Genomic DNA, 17440 nt, shown 5'->3' on the forward strand with positions numbered 1-17440 from the left:
ATCATCAAATTATAAAGCTTGTAGACAAGTTGTTGCAAGTTTTTCGTAAAATCGCCCCTATTTCCCAGGAAATGACGATAAGAGAGGAGTCATCAGTGTCATATGCTAGCGATAGATGTTAAAGATTTACGTAAACAATTTAAGGTGCAAAAAAACCGAGCAGGACTATCTGGAGCAATGAAAGATTTGTTCAAACGTCAATATCAAGAGGTTACTGCGGTCAAAGACATTACATTCCAAATACCACAAGGTGAAATCTGTGGTTATATCGGTGAGAACGGAGCAGGCAAATCAACGACCATTAAAATGCTAACAGGTATTCTTGTACCAACCTCTGGTGAATTAGTCGTAAACGGCTACGTACCGCATCGTGATCGTGAAAAATTTGTGAATGGAATCGGAGTAGTATTTGGTCAACGTTCTCAATTATGGTGGGATATCGGTGTTATTGAATCATTCCAATTACTGAGAAAAGTATACGGAGTTCCACAAGCTGATTTCAATAAACGTCTAAACAATCTTGTAGAAAGACTTCAGCTCGGTGATCTATTAAACCGACCTGTACGTAAGCTTAGTTTAGGTCAACGTATGCGATGTGAAATCGTAGCATCATTGCTTCATAATCCTTCGATCGTATTTTTAGATGAGCCTACGATTGGGCTAGATATCGTTGTGAAAACTGAAATTCGAGATTTCCTACTAGAGATGAATCGTGAAGAAGGTACAACAATATTATTAACAACACACGATCTTCAAGATATCGAGGCATTATGTTCCAGAGTTATTATGCTCGATGATGGAGCTATTATTTATGATGGTGGTCTTGAACAATTGAAAACGACATGGAGTAAAGGTAGGGAAATTCAATTCCAATTCGCTGAAGCTATGAGTATCTCTCAGTTACAAGCTTTAACGAAAAGTATTGCAGTATCGTGGACAAGGGAGAATGAATATTCTGCCAAATTATTTGTGCCCAATGAAGTAAGTTTCTCTGATGCGATGGGACTTGTTGTTGGCGGAGCAAATATTCGTGATATTAAAATTTTTGAAACAAATACAGACGATATTGTTAGAGGTATTTATCAGACGGGCTCAGCAGAAGTGTCTACGAAGGAGCATGCTTTGTCATGATGAGAGTTTATATCGACTTTATTCGAATGCGTTTCTTAATGATGCTTGCATATCGAGTAAATTATTATAGTGGCATCGTAATATATGCGATTAATATAGGTGCTTATTACTTTTTGTGGAAAGCGATCTATGGTTCGCAAGAAACATTAGCGGGCTTCTCGCTTGAGCAAATGACAACTTATCTTGCTATCTCTTGGATGGCTAGAGCGTTTTACTTTAACAATCTAGACCGAGATATTGCTAACGAAATACGTGATGGAAGTGTAGCAATACAGATGATACGTCCTTACAATTATCTAATTGTGAAGTTAATGCAAGGATTTGGTGAAGGGTTATTCCGGTTCATGTTGTTCATGATTCCTGGACTAGCCATAGTATGTCTTATTTTCCCTGTAAAGTTACCTACTGATCTGACAGTATGGGCAACTTATCTCGGAATGCTTGTATTCAGCTTCCTAATTAACTCACAATTAAACATAATGACTGGGCTATTCGCATTTTTTGTGGAAAATAATGAAGGGTTAATGCGGATGAAACGAGTGATGGTTGACTTGTTCTCAGGTGTAATTATTCCAATTGCCTTTTTCCCGGAGTGGCTAGGCAGCATCATGAGTTGGCTACCGTTTCAAGCGATTACTTACTTGCCAAGTGCTATATTTACTGGCCGAACACCATTATCAGAAGCTGGTCATGTCTTTCTAATTCAATTCGCATGGCTTGCTATACTTATGGTGCCAATTGTTATTATGTGGCGTGCTGCAAGGCAACGGCTATTCGTGCAAGGGGGTTAGAACATGTTACGCTACATGACGTTAATGCTAGAATATTTGAAAAACTATGTGAAAACGCGACTAACCTATCGAGCAGATTTCTGGGTTGAAGTATTTTCAGATTTGCTAGGGCAAGGGATGAATTTGGTATTTATACTTGTCGTCTTCCAACATACGCCTCTACTTGGTGGTTGGAGTCAGTCAGAGGTTATTTTCGTCTATGGTTTCTTTATGATTCCGTTTGGGATTTTTAGCTCATTCTTCAGTATTTGGAATTTCAGTGAGCGTTATATTGTAAAAGGTGAGATGGATCGTGTGTTGACAAGGCCAGCTCATAGTTTGTTCCAAGTACTACTTGAGAATATTGATCCGCCTTCCTTAGTAGGTTCATTCGTAGGCGCAATTATTATGGCTGTATGCTGGAATGATCTTGGGCTAGTGATGCACTGGACAGATTTATTTGTACTTATTGTTTTTGTAATTGGTGCAGTATTTATCTATGGCGGTATATATACAGGTTTAAGTGCGATATCATTCTTTTCAGATTCACCGACAGGTATTGTTCCGCTAATGTACAATATTCAAAATTACGGGCGTTACCCCGTTAATATTTATAATAAAATGATTCGCTTTGTATTAACTTGGATGTTACCATTCGCCTTCGTAGGAGTTATTCCAGCTTCATATTTCTTAGCACCAAAAGATGATAATATTGCACAACTAGCGATGTTAACTCCAGTTATGGGGGCTATCGTATTCGGGATAGGATTAACGGTCTGGAATATTGGTGTGAAAAAATATAGAGGTGCTGGATCGTAAATATTAAAGTGAACGAAAATGCCTCTGCATCATTGCCTATTAGGCTTTGGTGCAGGGGTATTTTTGTTTCCTATATTTTTAAATGAAAATAGATAATTGTGTTCAGTTCGGTGATTGACCAATGTAGAAGTATATAGAATATATGAATGTGAAAGTTAAAATGTAAAAAAATGTAATCATTTACATATATATAAACTTGATGTGTTATACTACGAGTGCATTGTGCTATCTTGCAAGGATGGCAATGATCTGAAGTTAATAAAGGGGAAATGCAGATTGTGTGGCTTCGTATCCATTTTCAACAAAAATAACATTCCTGTAGACCCTCATATGCTCGCACAGATGACGGATATTATTACACATCGAGGACCTGATGATGAAGGAATGCACATAGATGATCATATAGGTTTAGGCTTCAGACGGTTAAGCATGCTCGACATAGAGAATGGAGCACAACCGCTTAGAAATCAACATGACGATATTTGGTTAGTCTTTAATGGTGAAATTTATAACTATTTAGAGCTAAAGACATGGCTCATTGAACGAGGTCATTTGTTTCATACAAGGTCTGATACAGAGGTTTTACTACGTTTATACGAGGAAGTAGGAACAGAGTGCCCGAAGTATTTACGTGGTATGTTTGCTTTTACGATTTGGGATAAACGACATCAAATGATGTTCTCTGCGTGCGACCATTTTGGTATAAAGCCTTTATATTACACGGATACACCTACAGGTTATATGATTGGTTCGGAGATTAAATCTTTATTAGCTTCTGGTAAATTAGTTCGTGAAGTAGATGAACATGCATTTTATCATTATTTAACGTTTCAGTACGTTCCTGAACCAGCTACAATGTTTAAGTCTATTTATAAGCTTAAAGCTGGTCACTCTATGATTATGACGATTGACTCAATTACGATAGAACCTTTCTTTGAGGTGCAATTTAATCCAGATACAAAGAGATCGTTTCCAGATCTGGTTGAAGAAGCACGTTCTGTTATTACTGAATCCGTTCGGTTACATAGAAATTCAGATACTCAAAGAGGTGCTTTTCTATCCGGAGGAATTGATTCTAGTGGATTAGCTGCACTGTTACAGCGCCTAGAACCTACCAAAACATTCTCTGTCGGCTTTGACATTCCCGGTTATAGTGAATTGGATATGGCACGAACAACAGCCAAATATTTAGGGACAGAACATCATGAGATTTCTGTAAATGCAAAAGATTATATGGATATATTACCATCCTTAATCTGGCATATGGATGAACCTGTCGCAGATCCTTCCTTAGTTGGACTTTACTTTGTATCTAAATTGGCCAGTCAACACGTAAAGATGGTTTTCTCTGGCGAGGGCGCTGATGAGTTTTTTGGTGGTTATAACATCTATCATGAGCCACACTCACTTCGACATTTTAACTATATGCCGAGCTATATGAAACGAATGGTCGGTCAGTTGGCAGAATTGATGCCTGCAGGTATGAAAGGGAAAAGCTTCTTAGAAAGAGGAATTCAGCCACTTGAAAAACGTTACTTCGGAAATGCTAAAATTTTTGGAGATTCGGAGAAAGCTAAACTTTTATCTCAGTGGTGGATGGAAGCAGGCTTGTATAGTCCAACTAGTTCTATTACTTCGCCTCTTTATGATAAAGCAATACAATATGATCCAGTAACCCAAATGCAATATATTGATATTCATACTTGGTTAAGAGGAAATATCCTCATGAAGGCAGATAAAATGTCGATGGCTAACTCGCTGGAATTACGAGTACCGTATATCGACATTGAAGTATTTAAATTTGCTGCAAAGCTTCCTACGGACTATAAAGTTACACCGAATGATACAAAAATTTTATTTCGTGAAGCGATGAAGGGGATCGTTCCGTCAATAGTACAGACTAGAAAAAAACTGGGATTTCCTGTTCCGATTAGAGTGTGGTTGAAAAACGAATGGTACGATTGGGCAAAACAACTGATACATTCTGCTAATGTAGAGCAATGGCTAAATAAAACCTATGTATTACAATTACTTGAGGTGCACAAAGCAGGAAAAATGGACAATAGCCGAAAATTATGGACGATTCTGATGTTTATGCTATGGCATCAGATATATATTGAGCAGCCTATTGCAGTATCAAAAAGCTCAATAAAGACTTGAATAAAATTTTTAGACCATCTTTGAGCTTAATTTGATAAAATAAAAGTTCAATAAGATCGCTTATGTTTATAAGCGATCTTATTGAACATCCAAATATAAATGAACGTTCAAAAAGATCACTTATCAGCACCAAGAAAATGGTATGAAGTTAGTGAAGCGAAGCGCGGAATGTACGTAAGTGGTACATGAGCACTGGAACGCGCGATGAATACCATCTTCGCCGCCGAATTAACAACGAAGCAATGCCGCGTGATCATAAGTGGTCTTATTGAACATCCAAATATAAATGAACGTTCAAAAAGATCAATTATCAGCACCAAGAAAATGGTATGAAGTTAGTGAAGCGAAGCGCGGAATGTACGTAAGTGGTACATGAGCACTGGAACGAACGATGAATACCATCTTCGCCGCCGAATTAGCAACGAAGCAATACCGCGTGATCATAAGTGGTCTTTTTGAACATCCTCTAAAGGAAAGGTGATTATGAGTTTATTAGTAGGTTCTATAGCTCCCCCCTTCACACTACCAGCCTCTGATGGTACTCAGTGGTCATTAGACGCTTGTCGTGGTCAAAAGGTAGTCCTATTCTTCTACCCAAAGAATATGACCCCAGCATGTACGCAGGAGGCTTGTGATTTACGTGATCGCTATGCCGAGCTACGAGAGTTAAATACGGTTGTCGTTGGAATTAGTATGGATACGATCAAGTCACATCTGAATTTCACAAGTAAGAAAGAATTACCGTATCTTTTATTATCAGATGAAGATCATAAAGTTTGCGAATTATATGATGTATGGCAACTGAAAAAATTATATGGCAGAGAGTATATGGGAATCGTTCGCACAACAGTATTGATTGACGAACAAGGGATGATCTCCCATATTTGGCCCAAGGTAAAAGTGAAAGGTCATGCTGATGCCGTTCTTGAAGCAGTTCGTGGTAACTGATTGGAAATTGCTGTTAAGCATGAATCTCTGGTAACTAACATGAAACATTTATTGATGTAAGAGGATAAGGTTATGCTCCATTTGTAAACCGCAGATCATGCGGTTTTTTTTTGGTTTGAAATAAAAACGTTAATAATTTATACAAATATTAACAATTTATCGTATAATATTTGTATGGTGATGATTAAGACATTACAGATATTACCGTTGTTAGAAATTTGATCGTAAGTGTGAGATCTAAAATGCTTTTTCTATGATAAAGGAGTAACTGTGTATGAATGATCTAAAAAGTATTACATCAGAATACAGAAATAATAAAAAAAATTTACAACTTGCAATTGGGATCATTAGAGAAGGAGATATAGAATACTATTCCTTTTGTGAAAATAATAAAAGTGCTATTCCTCCAGAAAATATGTTATTTGAAATCGGATCAATAACTAAAGTGTTTACTTCAATTCTTTTATTAGAAATGGAAACTGAAAATCTCATTTCCATAGATGACACTGTTGGGATGCATATCTCTAATGCTGATAATGATTATTTACATAGCATTACGTTGAAACATCTTGCTACCCATACATCGGGCTTACCAAGATTGCCCACAAATTTAAAACCATCGGATAGATTGAATCCTTACGCAGATTATGCTGAGGATCAGTTATATTCCTTTTTATCTGATGCTAACTATCACGATCAAATTGGAGTATTTGAGTATTCGAATTTAGGAATGGGATTATTGGGACATATTCTGTGTAAAAGATTAGGAAGTACGTATGACGCTTTATTAGAAAAATATATTACCAACCCGTTGAAGATGAATGACACTGCTGTTTTATTGAATACAGAACAGAAAAGCAAGTTATTAAATGGGCATACATCAACGGGTAAAAGAGTTCCTCATTGGGATGCGTCTATCCATGAAGGAGCAGGTGGGATAAAATCTTCGCTTAGCGATATGTGTTTATTTGTGCAAGCCAATTTGGAAAATAAGAATCTATTATCTTCTAACTTGCTTAAGAGTCACGTGCCTGTAATGATCGGAAGTTCAAATCATCATTTAAGCTGGGTAGAAGATAACCTACTAGGGGAAAATTATCTTTGGCATAACGGAGGTACATATGGTTTCACCAGTTACCTGGCGTTAAATAAGGAGCTTGGCATAGGAATCGTGTTGTTATCAAATTATTGTTATGGATCGATATCCATTATGGATCATCTCATCAATCAACTTAAAACATGGATTACTAGAAAAGAACCTACTGAGGGGATATTGCTTGATACTATTGGAAAAGAGATACTGGAAAAATTATTAGAAGAAGAACTTCATAAAAAGTAAAAATTGTAAATACATGATACGCTATTTCCGTTGAAACACCACCATGACCAGATATAAGTAGCAGTATTTATAATGGAATAAATATTGTTCAGCGTGCTAGCTCGGCTTAATTATGGTCATGAAGAAGTTAGTCTGTTCATATAATGAATCGTATTGCTTTCATATTGCACTAGAAAAGAGGCGAAATATGAAACTGCGATTACTGCTATTGTTGGGGTTGCTCCTATTATCGCTTATTATATTTACAAACTCTAGCAATCAATTAGAAAGAAAGCTTGCCCCCTCTTTATTTACTACAAGTAACATATTTAAATTTTACATGCCAGACAATAATCAAGTTATACAAGGAACTACTCTAGCGCCTTCACCTCAACCGACTACCGATGTGGATGAGGGTCAGTATGCAGGTGTAGCATATCTTACATTTGATGACGGACCAGGTAAATTAACTGGAGAAGTATTAGATATTTTAGCTGAAAATGATATTACTGCTACTTTTTTTGTTCTTGGTGAACAAGTGGAGAAATACCCTGAACTGTTAGAGCGGATTGCTTCTGAAGGTCATAGTATCGGCAATCATTCGTATAATCATGTGTACGACGAGCTATATAATGATTTCACAAATTTTTCGGATCAAGTATTACTAACATCGCAAGCAATATATGATGTTACAGGTTTTAAGACACCATTACTTCGTGCACCAGGAGGAACATATAACAACGTTGATACAAGTTACTACGATGCCATGAGTGAAGCGGGATATATGATGTTCGATTGGAATGTCGATAGTGGTGATTCTGCTGGTCGTAATGTTACAAAAGAAAAGATAATTAATAACGTTAAGAAGTCGGATTTAAAGAAGCGGGTCATCGTGTTAATGCATGATAGTAATTCACATAAAGCGACGATAGAGGCATTACCAGAAATTATTGCCTACTATCGTGAACAAAATTATCGCTTCGACGTTATTACAGAGACAACAGAACCAATGCTTTCACGGATTACGGATCACATACGTTGGGATCGCAAGCCAGCTACAGCGAAAGAGAAAGCCTCATTTATCGAACAGGTTAATGAGTTGATGAGTCAGTAATTCTAGTAGAAAAGATAGTATCATTTGAAACTCAAAATATGATAATCAAAAAGGGTAATGCCAAACGGTATTACTCTTTTTGTTATGTGCAAGTAGAGATGATTAAAAGATTAAGAGAGTGGCGATAATAGTTACTAGTCTTGGAACTAGTTCTTTTTGTTTTCTATGAGAGCTGAATCAAGCGAGTAGAAAATTAATTGGAGGTTTTAATTATGGTATCTTCATCATTTCCTCAATCAAGAGTAGAGCAACATAGCTTAGATATGGGCGTAAGTCCTTCTAGTTTTCAATGGGCCATTAAACCCCAACAATTATTACAAAGGATGCAAGTAAAGTTAGAAGATATATTGTTAGGCAAGCAAGCAGAAGTTAAGCAAGTACTCGTGTGCATGCTAGCTGGGGGTCATTTGTTGCTAGAGGATGTACCTGGTGTAGGTAAGACCATGCTGGCAACTTCAATTGCTAGATTATTAGGTGGACAATTTCACCGGATACAATTTACTTCCGATCTATTGCCAGCGGATATCATTGGAGGTATGGTTCTTGATCGACAAGATCGTGGCCTAGTATTTCGTCCGGGTCCAATCATGGCTAATGTTGTATTAGGTGATGAACTTAATCGGTCTTCTCCTCGGACACAGTCTGCTTTACTAGAGGCATTGGAGGATCGTAGTGTAAGTATTGAAGGGCATAGTTATGCATTGCCAGAGCCTTTTGTCTTTATCGCCACACAGAATCCTCTCCAATATGAAGGTACGCATGGATTACCAGAAGCACAACGGGACCGTTTCATGATGCAGTTATCACTTGGATATCCGAGCAAGAAGGATGAGATGAGTTTGTTAACGCAATATGCTGAAGGGACAAGGTTTCAGGTAAGTAAACTTCGACCTGTGATGTCGGATGTTGAATGGATGCAAATGCAAAAGGAGATTCAATATATTTATGTTCATCCATCATTGATTGAATACATGGCAGATGTAGCTCATGCAACCCGAACAAATGTTGATTGTAAGCTTGGACTAAGCCCAAGAGCATTAAGAGATTGGTTACGAGCTGGACAAGCTTTTGCTTATTTTGAAGGGCGTAGTTTTATTCTGCCGGATGACTTACTAGCACAGGCAGTTGCAGTATTATCGCACCGAATTGAATTACAAGGTAGAGCTAATAACAGCTATAGCAAGGAACAATTTATTAGCAAACAATTATTAGATATTCCGTTAGCAAAAATGGACAATGTAGGAAAAGGGAGGGGGCAAAGATGAATGGAAATCATCAACCCTCGCAAGATCAAGATAAATTTTCAACTACTGTGGTTACTTCTACTGCTCCAATTGAGATTCAGCTGAAGTCTCAATTTAAGACGAGATATGGTGTATGGTGTGGTATTTTTATCTTGTTTGTTGCCGCACTGGCAGCAGTAATATGGCGTAATGGGGCAGTTGAATGGTTGCTATTGACTGTAACTAGTTTGATCATTGTATATAGCGGAATTGTTCCGATAATTGCTACAACCAAGCTATCTTACAATCGAATCATTTCCGAACAATATAGTCATGATGGTAATTTACAGTTTGAAACGAGACTTCGTAGAACGTTTCGAATTCCAGGGATGTGGTACGTCATTCATGAAAGCTATCGCAATCAAAGTCAATTAAATAGTGATTTACTCCAATATCGAGCCAGCTTCACTCCATTATTTCACGGTGAAATGATTTTGAACTATCAACTACAACAAGTAACAAGAGGTAATTATGAGGCTTTAGTAACGGAAATTATTGTTGGAGATTGGTTGGGGTTAACGTCCATTACAGTGAAGAAGACTTTACAACAGAAATTTACTGTATTGCCTCCAATCATTACACCTCAAGCAGACAGTTTTGTTGTGAACAACAGTAGCAATCGTTGGATTGGTGATTGGAATGTTGGAAGTGATGGGAGTTCTAATCAACAAAATATGTCTGATCAGTCTGACTTACAATCGATAACACTTCAAGACCAAGGAACTTACTATTCTTCGCAACAACAAAACGCTTCTAGTGGAACTGGTAATGGGACAAGACCTTATATTGAAGGAGATAGTTATCGTAGAATTGATATTCGTGCTGCAGCAAGAGGACGAGGATGGCATACGAAATTGCAAGATGCGGAGCTACATATGCCTAAGTACTGTATAATATTAGATCAATATGCACTGCCATATCAAGATAATTTACGCAATCAATTATTCGAATCTATGGTGCAATGGTCTGTAGCAGATGTCCATGATTACGGACAAGAGCAACCGGTATTTGTTATTACAGATGATTGGAGTTTTGAGTACGCAACATTACAACACAGTTATGAATTGCGTTGTTTACTTGCGCTAGCCAAAGCAGACGTACAACAACATATCCGAGAACGATTACCGCAACTTGCTGTCCTTATTCCACAGCAAAGTCATATCGTACTTTATTCAGGTGACTGGCGGGAAACAGAAAGCTGGTATGCGTTAGCAGATATAGCTAGAAGTAAAGGTTGTACATTAGAAATTCATTTTGCAACCAATAATAGAGTGATGACCTATGCCATGAGGGAACAACAGCGATCATTAGAGCAATCTGGTGTCAAATTAGTATGGCGTTACAGTCAACCATTACATATTCCAATTAGTCATGTCGTAGAAGGAAGTGAACGTTATGCATCAAGCTAGAGGAGAAGCGGAAGCATATTTCACATATCGCTTATTCACTACAATATTATTGTTCGGTTTATTAGCGGAATGGTTAATACCTTGGCTACATGCTGGTGAGTGGACAGAACTATTACAACCTCGTGCCTTACTAGTGGTAATAGGTACAATGCTCATCGTTGGTTTATTTCGCGCGCGAGTAGTAACTCATGTAACTATTGCTATATTATGCTCTGTCATCACATTAATGTTGTTATTTAAAGGCGATCAGCAAACGAGTTGGAATTGGCTTATTCATTTTGTGCCAGAGCTTGGCAAAGATATTTCTCAAATGTTTAGTTATGGCATTTTTTATATGTCTGATGAGATTCGAATTTTATTATTGTTTGCAGGTTGGATATTGTTAGCTCCTGCATTACAATCACTTATTTGGTATCATCAAATCGCTTTTTCATTGCTTGCGACGACGGTAATCTATTTATTAATACTGTACACGTCACTAGGTATCGATCTGTTCTATGCATTGTTAAGGGTATTGGTGGAAGGTATATTGTTAATGGCATTAACGACAATGCCTAAGTTAAGAAGAAAATTGGTTATTAGTCATGCGTGGCATGGAATGGCTATGCATCAGTGGATTGGTGTAGTGATGCTTACCGTGATCATGCTTGGTGGAGGTTTTCTATGGAGTCAATCAAAGGAACGAGACTTGGAACCCGTCGCATGGGCTAATGTCTTTTCTGAGTCGTTGGTACAAGATATGTCTGCATTAAGTAGTGAAATTTCAGGTGTACCTTTGAAAAAAAATGATAGTACTGCTTACAGTTCTAGAAGCGTGGGGGCATCTGGTTACAGTTTTAATGATGATATGTTAGGACAAACGATAAAGCCATCTAAAGATATCGTATTCCACGGATGGTCTTCCATAGAAAGCTATTGGAGAGCCGAATCCAAGACGGAGTATGATGGACATGGCTGGGCAGATCAATCACAAGTACTAACGCTTAAAAGTATTCCTTCGAAAAGTGATGAAGTACTTCAAAGTTGGCATAATAGACAAGGTTGGGTAGGATCAACAATTAAGCAGGAGATAGAGTATGTGAAGCCACTAGTTGGCATGCCGATTATGCAGTCAGGTATCAATGGTGTAGTTCTAAATTTGAGTGCGGTTAATCCTGAAAGAGATTTGCAAAATTATATTGTAGGGGTCGAGACTAGTTCGATCTACGCTCCAACAACTGAATCAAACATCAAAAGCTACAGCATTATAACAGAGTTACCGATTACTGACGAGGCTGTATTGCGAGATATCAAACCTATAGAGTCAGACACTGCGGAAAAGTTATGGCAAGCCGATACACTAGATCGATATTTGCAATTGCCAGATACTCTTCCTGCTCGTGTAGCAGCTCTAGCTGCAGAAGTTTCCGGTGGAGGGTTAACGAGTCGCTATGACCAAGTGAAAGCTATCGAGCAATATCTGAAAAACAATTATAAGTATACATTAAACAGTACTGTACCTGCAGCAACAGAGGACTTTGTTGATCAATTTCTATTTGAACAACAAGAAGGTTATTGTGTTCATTTCTCTACAGCTATGGTAATTATGCTTAGATCTCAAGATATTCCTGCAAGGTGGGTTAAAGGATATGGAATGGGGGAAGGTATCGATGAACGAACGACGGAAGCGGGAGTGGTTGAAACATTATATGAGGTTCGAGAAAGTGATGCTCATGCTTGGGTTGAAGTATACTTCCCAACGATTGGTTGGGTTCCGTTCGATCCAACACCTACAGTAGATTCGGATGAACATGTAAGTTCGTTATCTCGATTTAGTCAGTTATGGAATGAGACTCTTACTAATTCAATTGTTTTTCTTAATTCATTGAATAGTACTCAAATGTTAATTGGTTTAGTAACTAGTCTAATCGTTATCGTTACATTTGTGATGATGTGGATGAATCGCTATAGGTTTAAGCTGAATGCCAATCTTCGTGGATATGCCAAAGCGTATGTCTTATTGAAATCAAGTAGTCAATTGGTAATGCAAGCGCTTACGAATGATGGGGAATTACCATCACGAAATGGTGCAAAATCAAATGAGTTACAAAGAGCGAGAGAGAATCAACAGAAGAGCATAGATAATGTGCATCATAGCTTATTCCAAGCAGCTAACTATGTGTTGCAGAAGTATGAAATACGGCTGGGGATGCAAGATGGTCAGCAGTTGCAAGTGACAACTTGGCGTACTCGAATTAGTGCATTGCATGGTTTATCTGGTTCAAAATATGATCAATCGCTTACTTTGGTGTTGCAATGGCTTGAACAAGGGAATTACAATAATCCATCTCAACAAACGTTACCTGAACCGAAGGTATTACGACAGGTTTTAATATCTTTGTTGCCAAGGTATGGATTGAGATTAAGTAAGCATAGACGCAATCAATTGAATAGTGTTCATATTGATCGATCAGCTACTCCGTGATAATCTTTGTCCACCACATAAATAAAGTCAATATTTGTAAATAAAAGCAGTAACAATTGGTAAATAGAGAAAACCTTGCAATATTTCGTGAACTAATAGCGAAATAAGTAAGGTTTTTTACATAGAAGTGGGTAGTGACCTTGACTATGCGGAAGCGGTATAGCTATAATTATCACATTAATATTGGGAGGCTCGGTCATGACTAAACAGAACGAAATCATCGTTGTTCTCGACTTCGGTGGACAATACAATCAATTAATTGCAAGACGTATTCGTGATTTAGGCGTTTACAGTGAATTACTACCTTATAATACTTCTGCGGAACGTATTCGTGAAATTAATCCAAAAGGTATCGTATTCTCTGGTGGTCCAGCAAGTGTTTATGAGGAAAATTCACCACTTGTTGACCCAGCAGTCTACGATTTAAATATTCCTATTTTCGGTATTTGCTATGGTATGCAAATGATTTCTCACCAATTGAACGGTAAAGTTGAACGTGCTGGCAAACGTGAATATGGTAAAGCAGACGTACAATTTATCGAAGGTAGCACAATTGCAACTGGTCTTGAAAGCTCTCAAACGGTATGGATGAGTCATAGTGACCTTGTTATTGAACCTCCAACAGGTTTCAAAGTTGATGCGAGTACGGAACATGCACCAATCGCTGCAATGAGTAATGATGAGCGCAAAATATTTGCGGTTCAATTCCATCCAGAGGTTCGTCATTCAATTCAAGGTAACGAAATGATTCATAACTTCTTGTACAACGTGTGTAAAGTTGAAGGTAACTGGACGATGGAATCATTCATCGAAGATACTATTGCTGACATTCGTAAGCAGGTTGGTAAAGAGAAAGTGCTTTGTGCACTATCTGGTGGTGTAGATTCTTCTGTTGTTGCAATTCTATTGCATAAAGCAATTGGTGATCAATTGACTTGTATGTTTATCGATCATGGTCTACTACGTAAAGATGAAGCTGAAGGCGTAATGGAAACATTCGTTGGCAAATTCGATATGAAAGTTGTCAAAATCGATGCTCAAGAGCGCTTCTTAAGCAAGTTGAAAGGCGTAGATGATCCAGAGCAAAAACGAAAAATTATCGGAAATGAATTTATCTATGTATTCCAAGAGGAATCAGATAAATTCGATGATTTCAAATATCTTGCACAAGGTACGCTATACACGGATATCGTAGAAAGTGGTACTGCAACTGCACAAACAATTAAATCTCACCATAACGTTGGTGGACTTCCTGATGACATCAAATTCGAACTAGTAGAACCGCTTAAAGCGTTGTTCAAAGACGAAGTTCGTAAAGTTGGGGAAGAATGCGGTCTTCCAAGTGAAATCGTATGGCGTCAACCATTCCCAGGTCCAGGTCTTGCGATTCGTGTACTTGGCGAAGTAACAGAGGACAAGTTGAAGATCGTTCGTGACTCTGATGCTATTCTTCGTGAAGAAATCATCAAAGCAGGCCTTGATCGTGAAATCTGGCAATACTTCACTGCACTACCTAACATGAAATCTGTAGGAGTTATGGGTGACGCTCGTACGTACTCTTACACAGTAGGTATTCGTGCAGTAACATCTATCGATGGTATGACAGCTGACTGGGCTCGTATCCCTTGGGATATCTTAGAGAAGATCTCTGTTCGTATCGTTAATGAAGTAGACAACGTTAACCGCATTGTCTACGATGTAACTTCTAAGCCACCAGCTACAATCGAGTGGGAGTAAGTTGGGTGATAACTTATGTTGTCAATCGCTTGGAATCCTTGATTAATAAGGGTTCTTTGCATTGATTGCATCCGAAATCCACTTACATCTGCATCAATAGTGTACAAAATTACTCTCTTTTATTTGCGTTGTTTTGCATATAGAAGGGAGTATTTTTATGATTAAAATCAATGAGTAATATATAATGAAAATTAATCTGAATGAAAAGTGAGTATATGAACGAATTGAAAAATTGATTTGAGAAATGAGGGTAGCTAATGGTGTTTTTACGAGAATTCTTCGCCCAGCCTGTTGTGAAGAGAATTTTATTTTTACTGCTGGTTGCTTTACTGCTGTTCAGCCTTAGAAGTATGATAAATTTATTGCTACTATTGTTCCTGGTAACTTTCGTGATGGGTCGCCTGGAGGGAGTCATCACGAAAGGACTTTCTCGCTTCTTTCCCGTTTCACCGATAGTAGTGAATATTGTGCTATACGTGTTACTTTTGTCCGGGCTGGTGTTTAGTCTTATTAATTATGTGCCTAAGCTCGTGAATCAAGTAGCGGATATGTATAACAGTACCACCCATTTCTTAACCGCCCCTCAAAATAATGAGACTGCTCAGACGGTAGCCGCAATGCTTGAAAAATTGGACTTCCAAAAATATTGGGGTAGTGCGGTTAATTATATTATGAAACTGGGGAAATGGCTGGAAATCATTCTTTTCGTTATTATACTGAGCTTCTTCTATCTGCTTCAAAGAAACAAAGTTGTGAAGTTTACAATGAAATTTCGTGACAGCAAAATTGGCTGGTTGTATAAGGAATTTGAATATTTTGGTCGGAAGTTTACTTCTTCTTTCGGTAAAGTAATCGAAGTACAGCTCTTGATCGCGGTGTTCAATACGATTCTAACGATCGTTGGTCTATGGATTTTTGGGTTTCCGTACCTCTTCGCGCTTACAATTATGGTATTCCTGTTAAGCCTTATTCCAGTGGCAGGTGTTATGATCTCATTTATTCCGATAGGCATTATTGGATACCAGATTGGCGGATTGACATTGGTCCTGTGGACTGTTGGTATGATTATTGTTATTCATGGTATTGAGACTTATATACTTAATCCAAAGTTATATGCTCAAAAAACAAAATTGCCAATGTTTTATACATTTATAATCCTTATATTCTCACAGCATTTCATGGGAATATGGGGGTTGATTATCGGAATTCCAATTTTCATGTTTTTACTTGATGTGCTCGACGTTGACCAATCTAGTGAAAACTGATATATGGAAAAACCTCCCTTACATTTTTAAAAAATATCCTCTACTATGTAACTTCTAAACCGTCAGCTACAATTGAATGGCATAGTGCTCATAAAGTAAATTATTAAACTCAAGTTCATTTGCGTTATTAGGCAAATGAACTTGAGTTTTTTTGTGTCACATGATATGTGACTAAGAACCCTTTCTAAACAAGGGATTTCAGTCATATTATAAAAATAATCTCTCATTTATCTGTAACTGTTTTCTTCAAAATTCACTCTCTTGCCCTTCACTAGCACAACGTAATGCAAACGTAGCAGCGGAACTTGGCATGGTAGTAATTGATGCATCTGTCTAAGGTGCTTATAAGATAAATGAATTGTAAATAAAAACTCTCTTTATTTGCGAAATTACTCAAATAGAAGAGAGTTTTTATTTTAAAAATTTTTAATGCTATTGTGAAAGTGCAATTCTAATATTATCAGATTAGAATCTCAAGCCAACCGTTAAATCTAATTCTAATGTTCCAGTGCAAAACATATCTGGTGTTGGAGTTGCGCCATCTGTACAGGTAACCGCAATTTGGTTAAGTCCTGTAACGGATGTAACAGCAGAGCCACCATTAACAATTGTATATCCTTGAGTTGTAGTACCTCGTACTGATAACGTAACTGTACAGTCTGAGGTGTTTGTAAAAATAACAATTGCATCCGGATTAACGGTTGACAATGATTGGAAAACTGTTCTAGTAGTATTATCACATGCTTGACGAATCGGTACACATCTCACAAATTCTTTTACCACTTTTTTGTTTTCACAAAGATCTGCAACGGTTACTACATTAGTTGGTCCACAGCAATTTTTTTCGTTTGCCATTCTATCTCCTCCTTTGATACTTTATGGTATTAGCGACTTTGTAATTTTGAACGGGTAAAATATACTAACTTATTAGCCTCTTTTATGTAATCTTAAATTCTAGTAGGTAGTAAACTATTTCAATGAAAATAGATAGATATCATAGTTCAATAACACCAAAACTACGT

The 17440-nt window shown here is 37.6% G+C and carries 13 protein-coding genes; 12 read left to right on the forward strand and 1 reads right to left on the reverse strand.

Going from position 1 to position 17440, the window contains the following annotated elements:
- Positions 1–102: 102 nt before the first annotated feature.
- From NV377_RS22495 to NV377_RS22550, 12 genes are all read left to right on the forward strand, one after another.
- Positions 103–1131 (forward strand): ABC transporter ATP-binding protein, encoded by a 1029-nt coding sequence (locus NV377_RS22495; protein ID WP_258203059.1) that lies wholly within the window; start codon positions 103–105, stop codon positions 1129–1131.
- Positions 1128–1922, forward strand: a complete 795-nt coding sequence (locus NV377_RS22500; protein WP_258203060.1) for an ABC transporter permease — start codon at positions 1128–1130, stop codon at positions 1920–1922. Before NV377_RS22495 ends, NV377_RS22500 begins: the two co-directional genes overlap by 4 nt.
- A gap of 3 nt (positions 1923–1925) precedes the next feature.
- The gene (locus tag NV377_RS22505; RefSeq protein ID WP_258203061.1) at positions 1926–2720 is read left to right on the forward strand and encodes an ABC transporter permease; all 795 of its coding nucleotides are present in this window, start codon (positions 1926–1928) and stop codon (positions 2718–2720) included.
- 276 nt (positions 2721–2996) lie between these two features.
- Positions 2997–4880 (forward strand): asparagine synthase (glutamine-hydrolyzing), encoded by a 1884-nt coding sequence (gene asnB, locus NV377_RS22510; protein WP_258203062.1) that lies wholly within the window; start codon positions 2997–2999, stop codon positions 4878–4880.
- A 483-nt stretch (positions 4881–5363) separates the two neighbouring features.
- Positions 5364–5828, forward strand: coding sequence for a thioredoxin-dependent thiol peroxidase (bcp, locus tag NV377_RS22515; RefSeq protein WP_258203063.1), 465 nt, complete (start codon positions 5364–5366; stop codon positions 5826–5828).
- A 274-nt stretch (positions 5829–6102) separates the two neighbouring features.
- On the forward strand, positions 6103–7167 hold the full coding sequence (locus NV377_RS22520) for a serine hydrolase domain-containing protein (RefSeq protein WP_258203064.1): 1065 nt from the start codon (positions 6103–6105) through the stop codon (positions 7165–7167).
- A gap of 187 nt (positions 7168–7354) precedes the next feature.
- Positions 7355–8260, forward strand: coding sequence for a polysaccharide deacetylase family protein (locus tag NV377_RS22525; protein WP_258203065.1), 906 nt, complete (start codon positions 7355–7357; stop codon positions 8258–8260).
- A gap of 212 nt (positions 8261–8472) precedes the next feature.
- Positions 8473–9525: an AAA family ATPase gene (locus NV377_RS22530; protein WP_258203066.1), complete on the forward strand. Its 1053-nt coding sequence runs from the start codon at positions 8473–8475 to the stop codon at positions 9523–9525.
- On the forward strand, positions 9522–10952 hold the full coding sequence (locus NV377_RS22535; RefSeq protein ID WP_258203067.1) for a DUF58 domain-containing protein: 1431 nt from the start codon (positions 9522–9524) through the stop codon (positions 10950–10952). Before NV377_RS22530 ends, NV377_RS22535 begins: the two co-directional genes overlap by 4 nt.
- Positions 10939–13416 carry a transglutaminase-like domain-containing protein gene (locus NV377_RS22540; protein WP_258203068.1) on the forward strand — a complete coding sequence of 826 codons (2478 nt, stop codon included), beginning with the start codon at positions 10939–10941 and terminating at the stop codon, positions 13414–13416. Before NV377_RS22535 ends, NV377_RS22540 begins: the two co-directional genes overlap by 14 nt.
- A 198-nt stretch (positions 13417–13614) precedes the next feature.
- Positions 13615–15153, forward strand: coding sequence for a glutamine-hydrolyzing GMP synthase (gene guaA / locus NV377_RS22545; protein WP_258203069.1), 1539 nt, complete (start codon positions 13615–13617; stop codon positions 15151–15153).
- A gap of 257 nt (positions 15154–15410) precedes the next feature.
- The gene (locus tag NV377_RS22550) at positions 15411–16418 is read left to right on the forward strand and encodes an AI-2E family transporter (RefSeq protein WP_258203070.1); all 1008 of its coding nucleotides are present in this window, start codon (positions 15411–15413) and stop codon (positions 16416–16418) included.
- A gap of 465 nt (positions 16419–16883) precedes the next feature.
- Here the strand turns inward: NV377_RS22550 and NV377_RS22555 are convergent, their stop codons facing one another.
- Complete coding sequence (locus tag NV377_RS22555) at positions 16884–17273, reverse strand: S-Ena type endospore appendage (protein WP_258203071.1); 390 nt, start codon at positions 17271–17273, stop codon at positions 16884–16886.
- Positions 17274–17440: the final 167 nt, after the last annotated feature.

This window comes from Paenibacillus endoradicis, from assembly GCF_024721975.1.

Excerpts from the sequence above, each read along its gene's own strand:
- NV377_RS22550 (WP_258203070.1), top strand. The coding sequence starts at position 15,411 with ATGGTGTTTTTACGAGAATTCTTCGCCCAGCCTGTTGTGAAGAGAATT.
- NV377_RS22555 (WP_258203071.1), bottom strand. The coding sequence starts at position 17,273 with ATGGCAAACGAAAAAAATTGCTGTGGACCAACTAATGTAGTAACCGTT.
- NV377_RS22505 (WP_258203061.1), top strand. The coding sequence starts at position 1,926 with ATGTTACGCTACATGACGTTAATGCTAGAATATTTGAAAAACTATGTG.
- guaA (WP_258203069.1), top strand. The coding sequence starts at position 13,615 with ATGACTAAACAGAACGAAATCATCGTTGTTCTCGACTTCGGTGGACAA.
- bcp (WP_258203063.1), top strand. The coding sequence starts at position 5,364 with ATGAGTTTATTAGTAGGTTCTATAGCTCCCCCCTTCACACTACCAGCC.
- NV377_RS22520 (WP_258203064.1), top strand. The coding sequence starts at position 6,103 with ATGAATGATCTAAAAAGTATTACATCAGAATACAGAAATAATAAAAAA.
- NV377_RS22500 (WP_258203060.1), top strand. The coding sequence starts at position 1,128 with ATGATGAGAGTTTATATCGACTTTATTCGAATGCGTTTCTTAATGATG.
- NV377_RS22535 (WP_258203067.1), top strand. The coding sequence starts at position 9,522 with ATGAATGGAAATCATCAACCCTCGCAAGATCAAGATAAATTTTCAACT.
- NV377_RS22525 (WP_258203065.1), top strand. The coding sequence starts at position 7,355 with ATGAAACTGCGATTACTGCTATTGTTGGGGTTGCTCCTATTATCGCTT.
- NV377_RS22495 (WP_258203059.1), top strand. The coding sequence starts at position 103 with ATGCTAGCGATAGATGTTAAAGATTTACGTAAACAATTTAAGGTGCAA.
- NV377_RS22540 (WP_258203068.1), top strand. The coding sequence starts at position 10,939 with ATGCATCAAGCTAGAGGAGAAGCGGAAGCATATTTCACATATCGCTTA.
- NV377_RS22530 (WP_258203066.1), top strand. The coding sequence starts at position 8,473 with ATGGTATCTTCATCATTTCCTCAATCAAGAGTAGAGCAACATAGCTTA.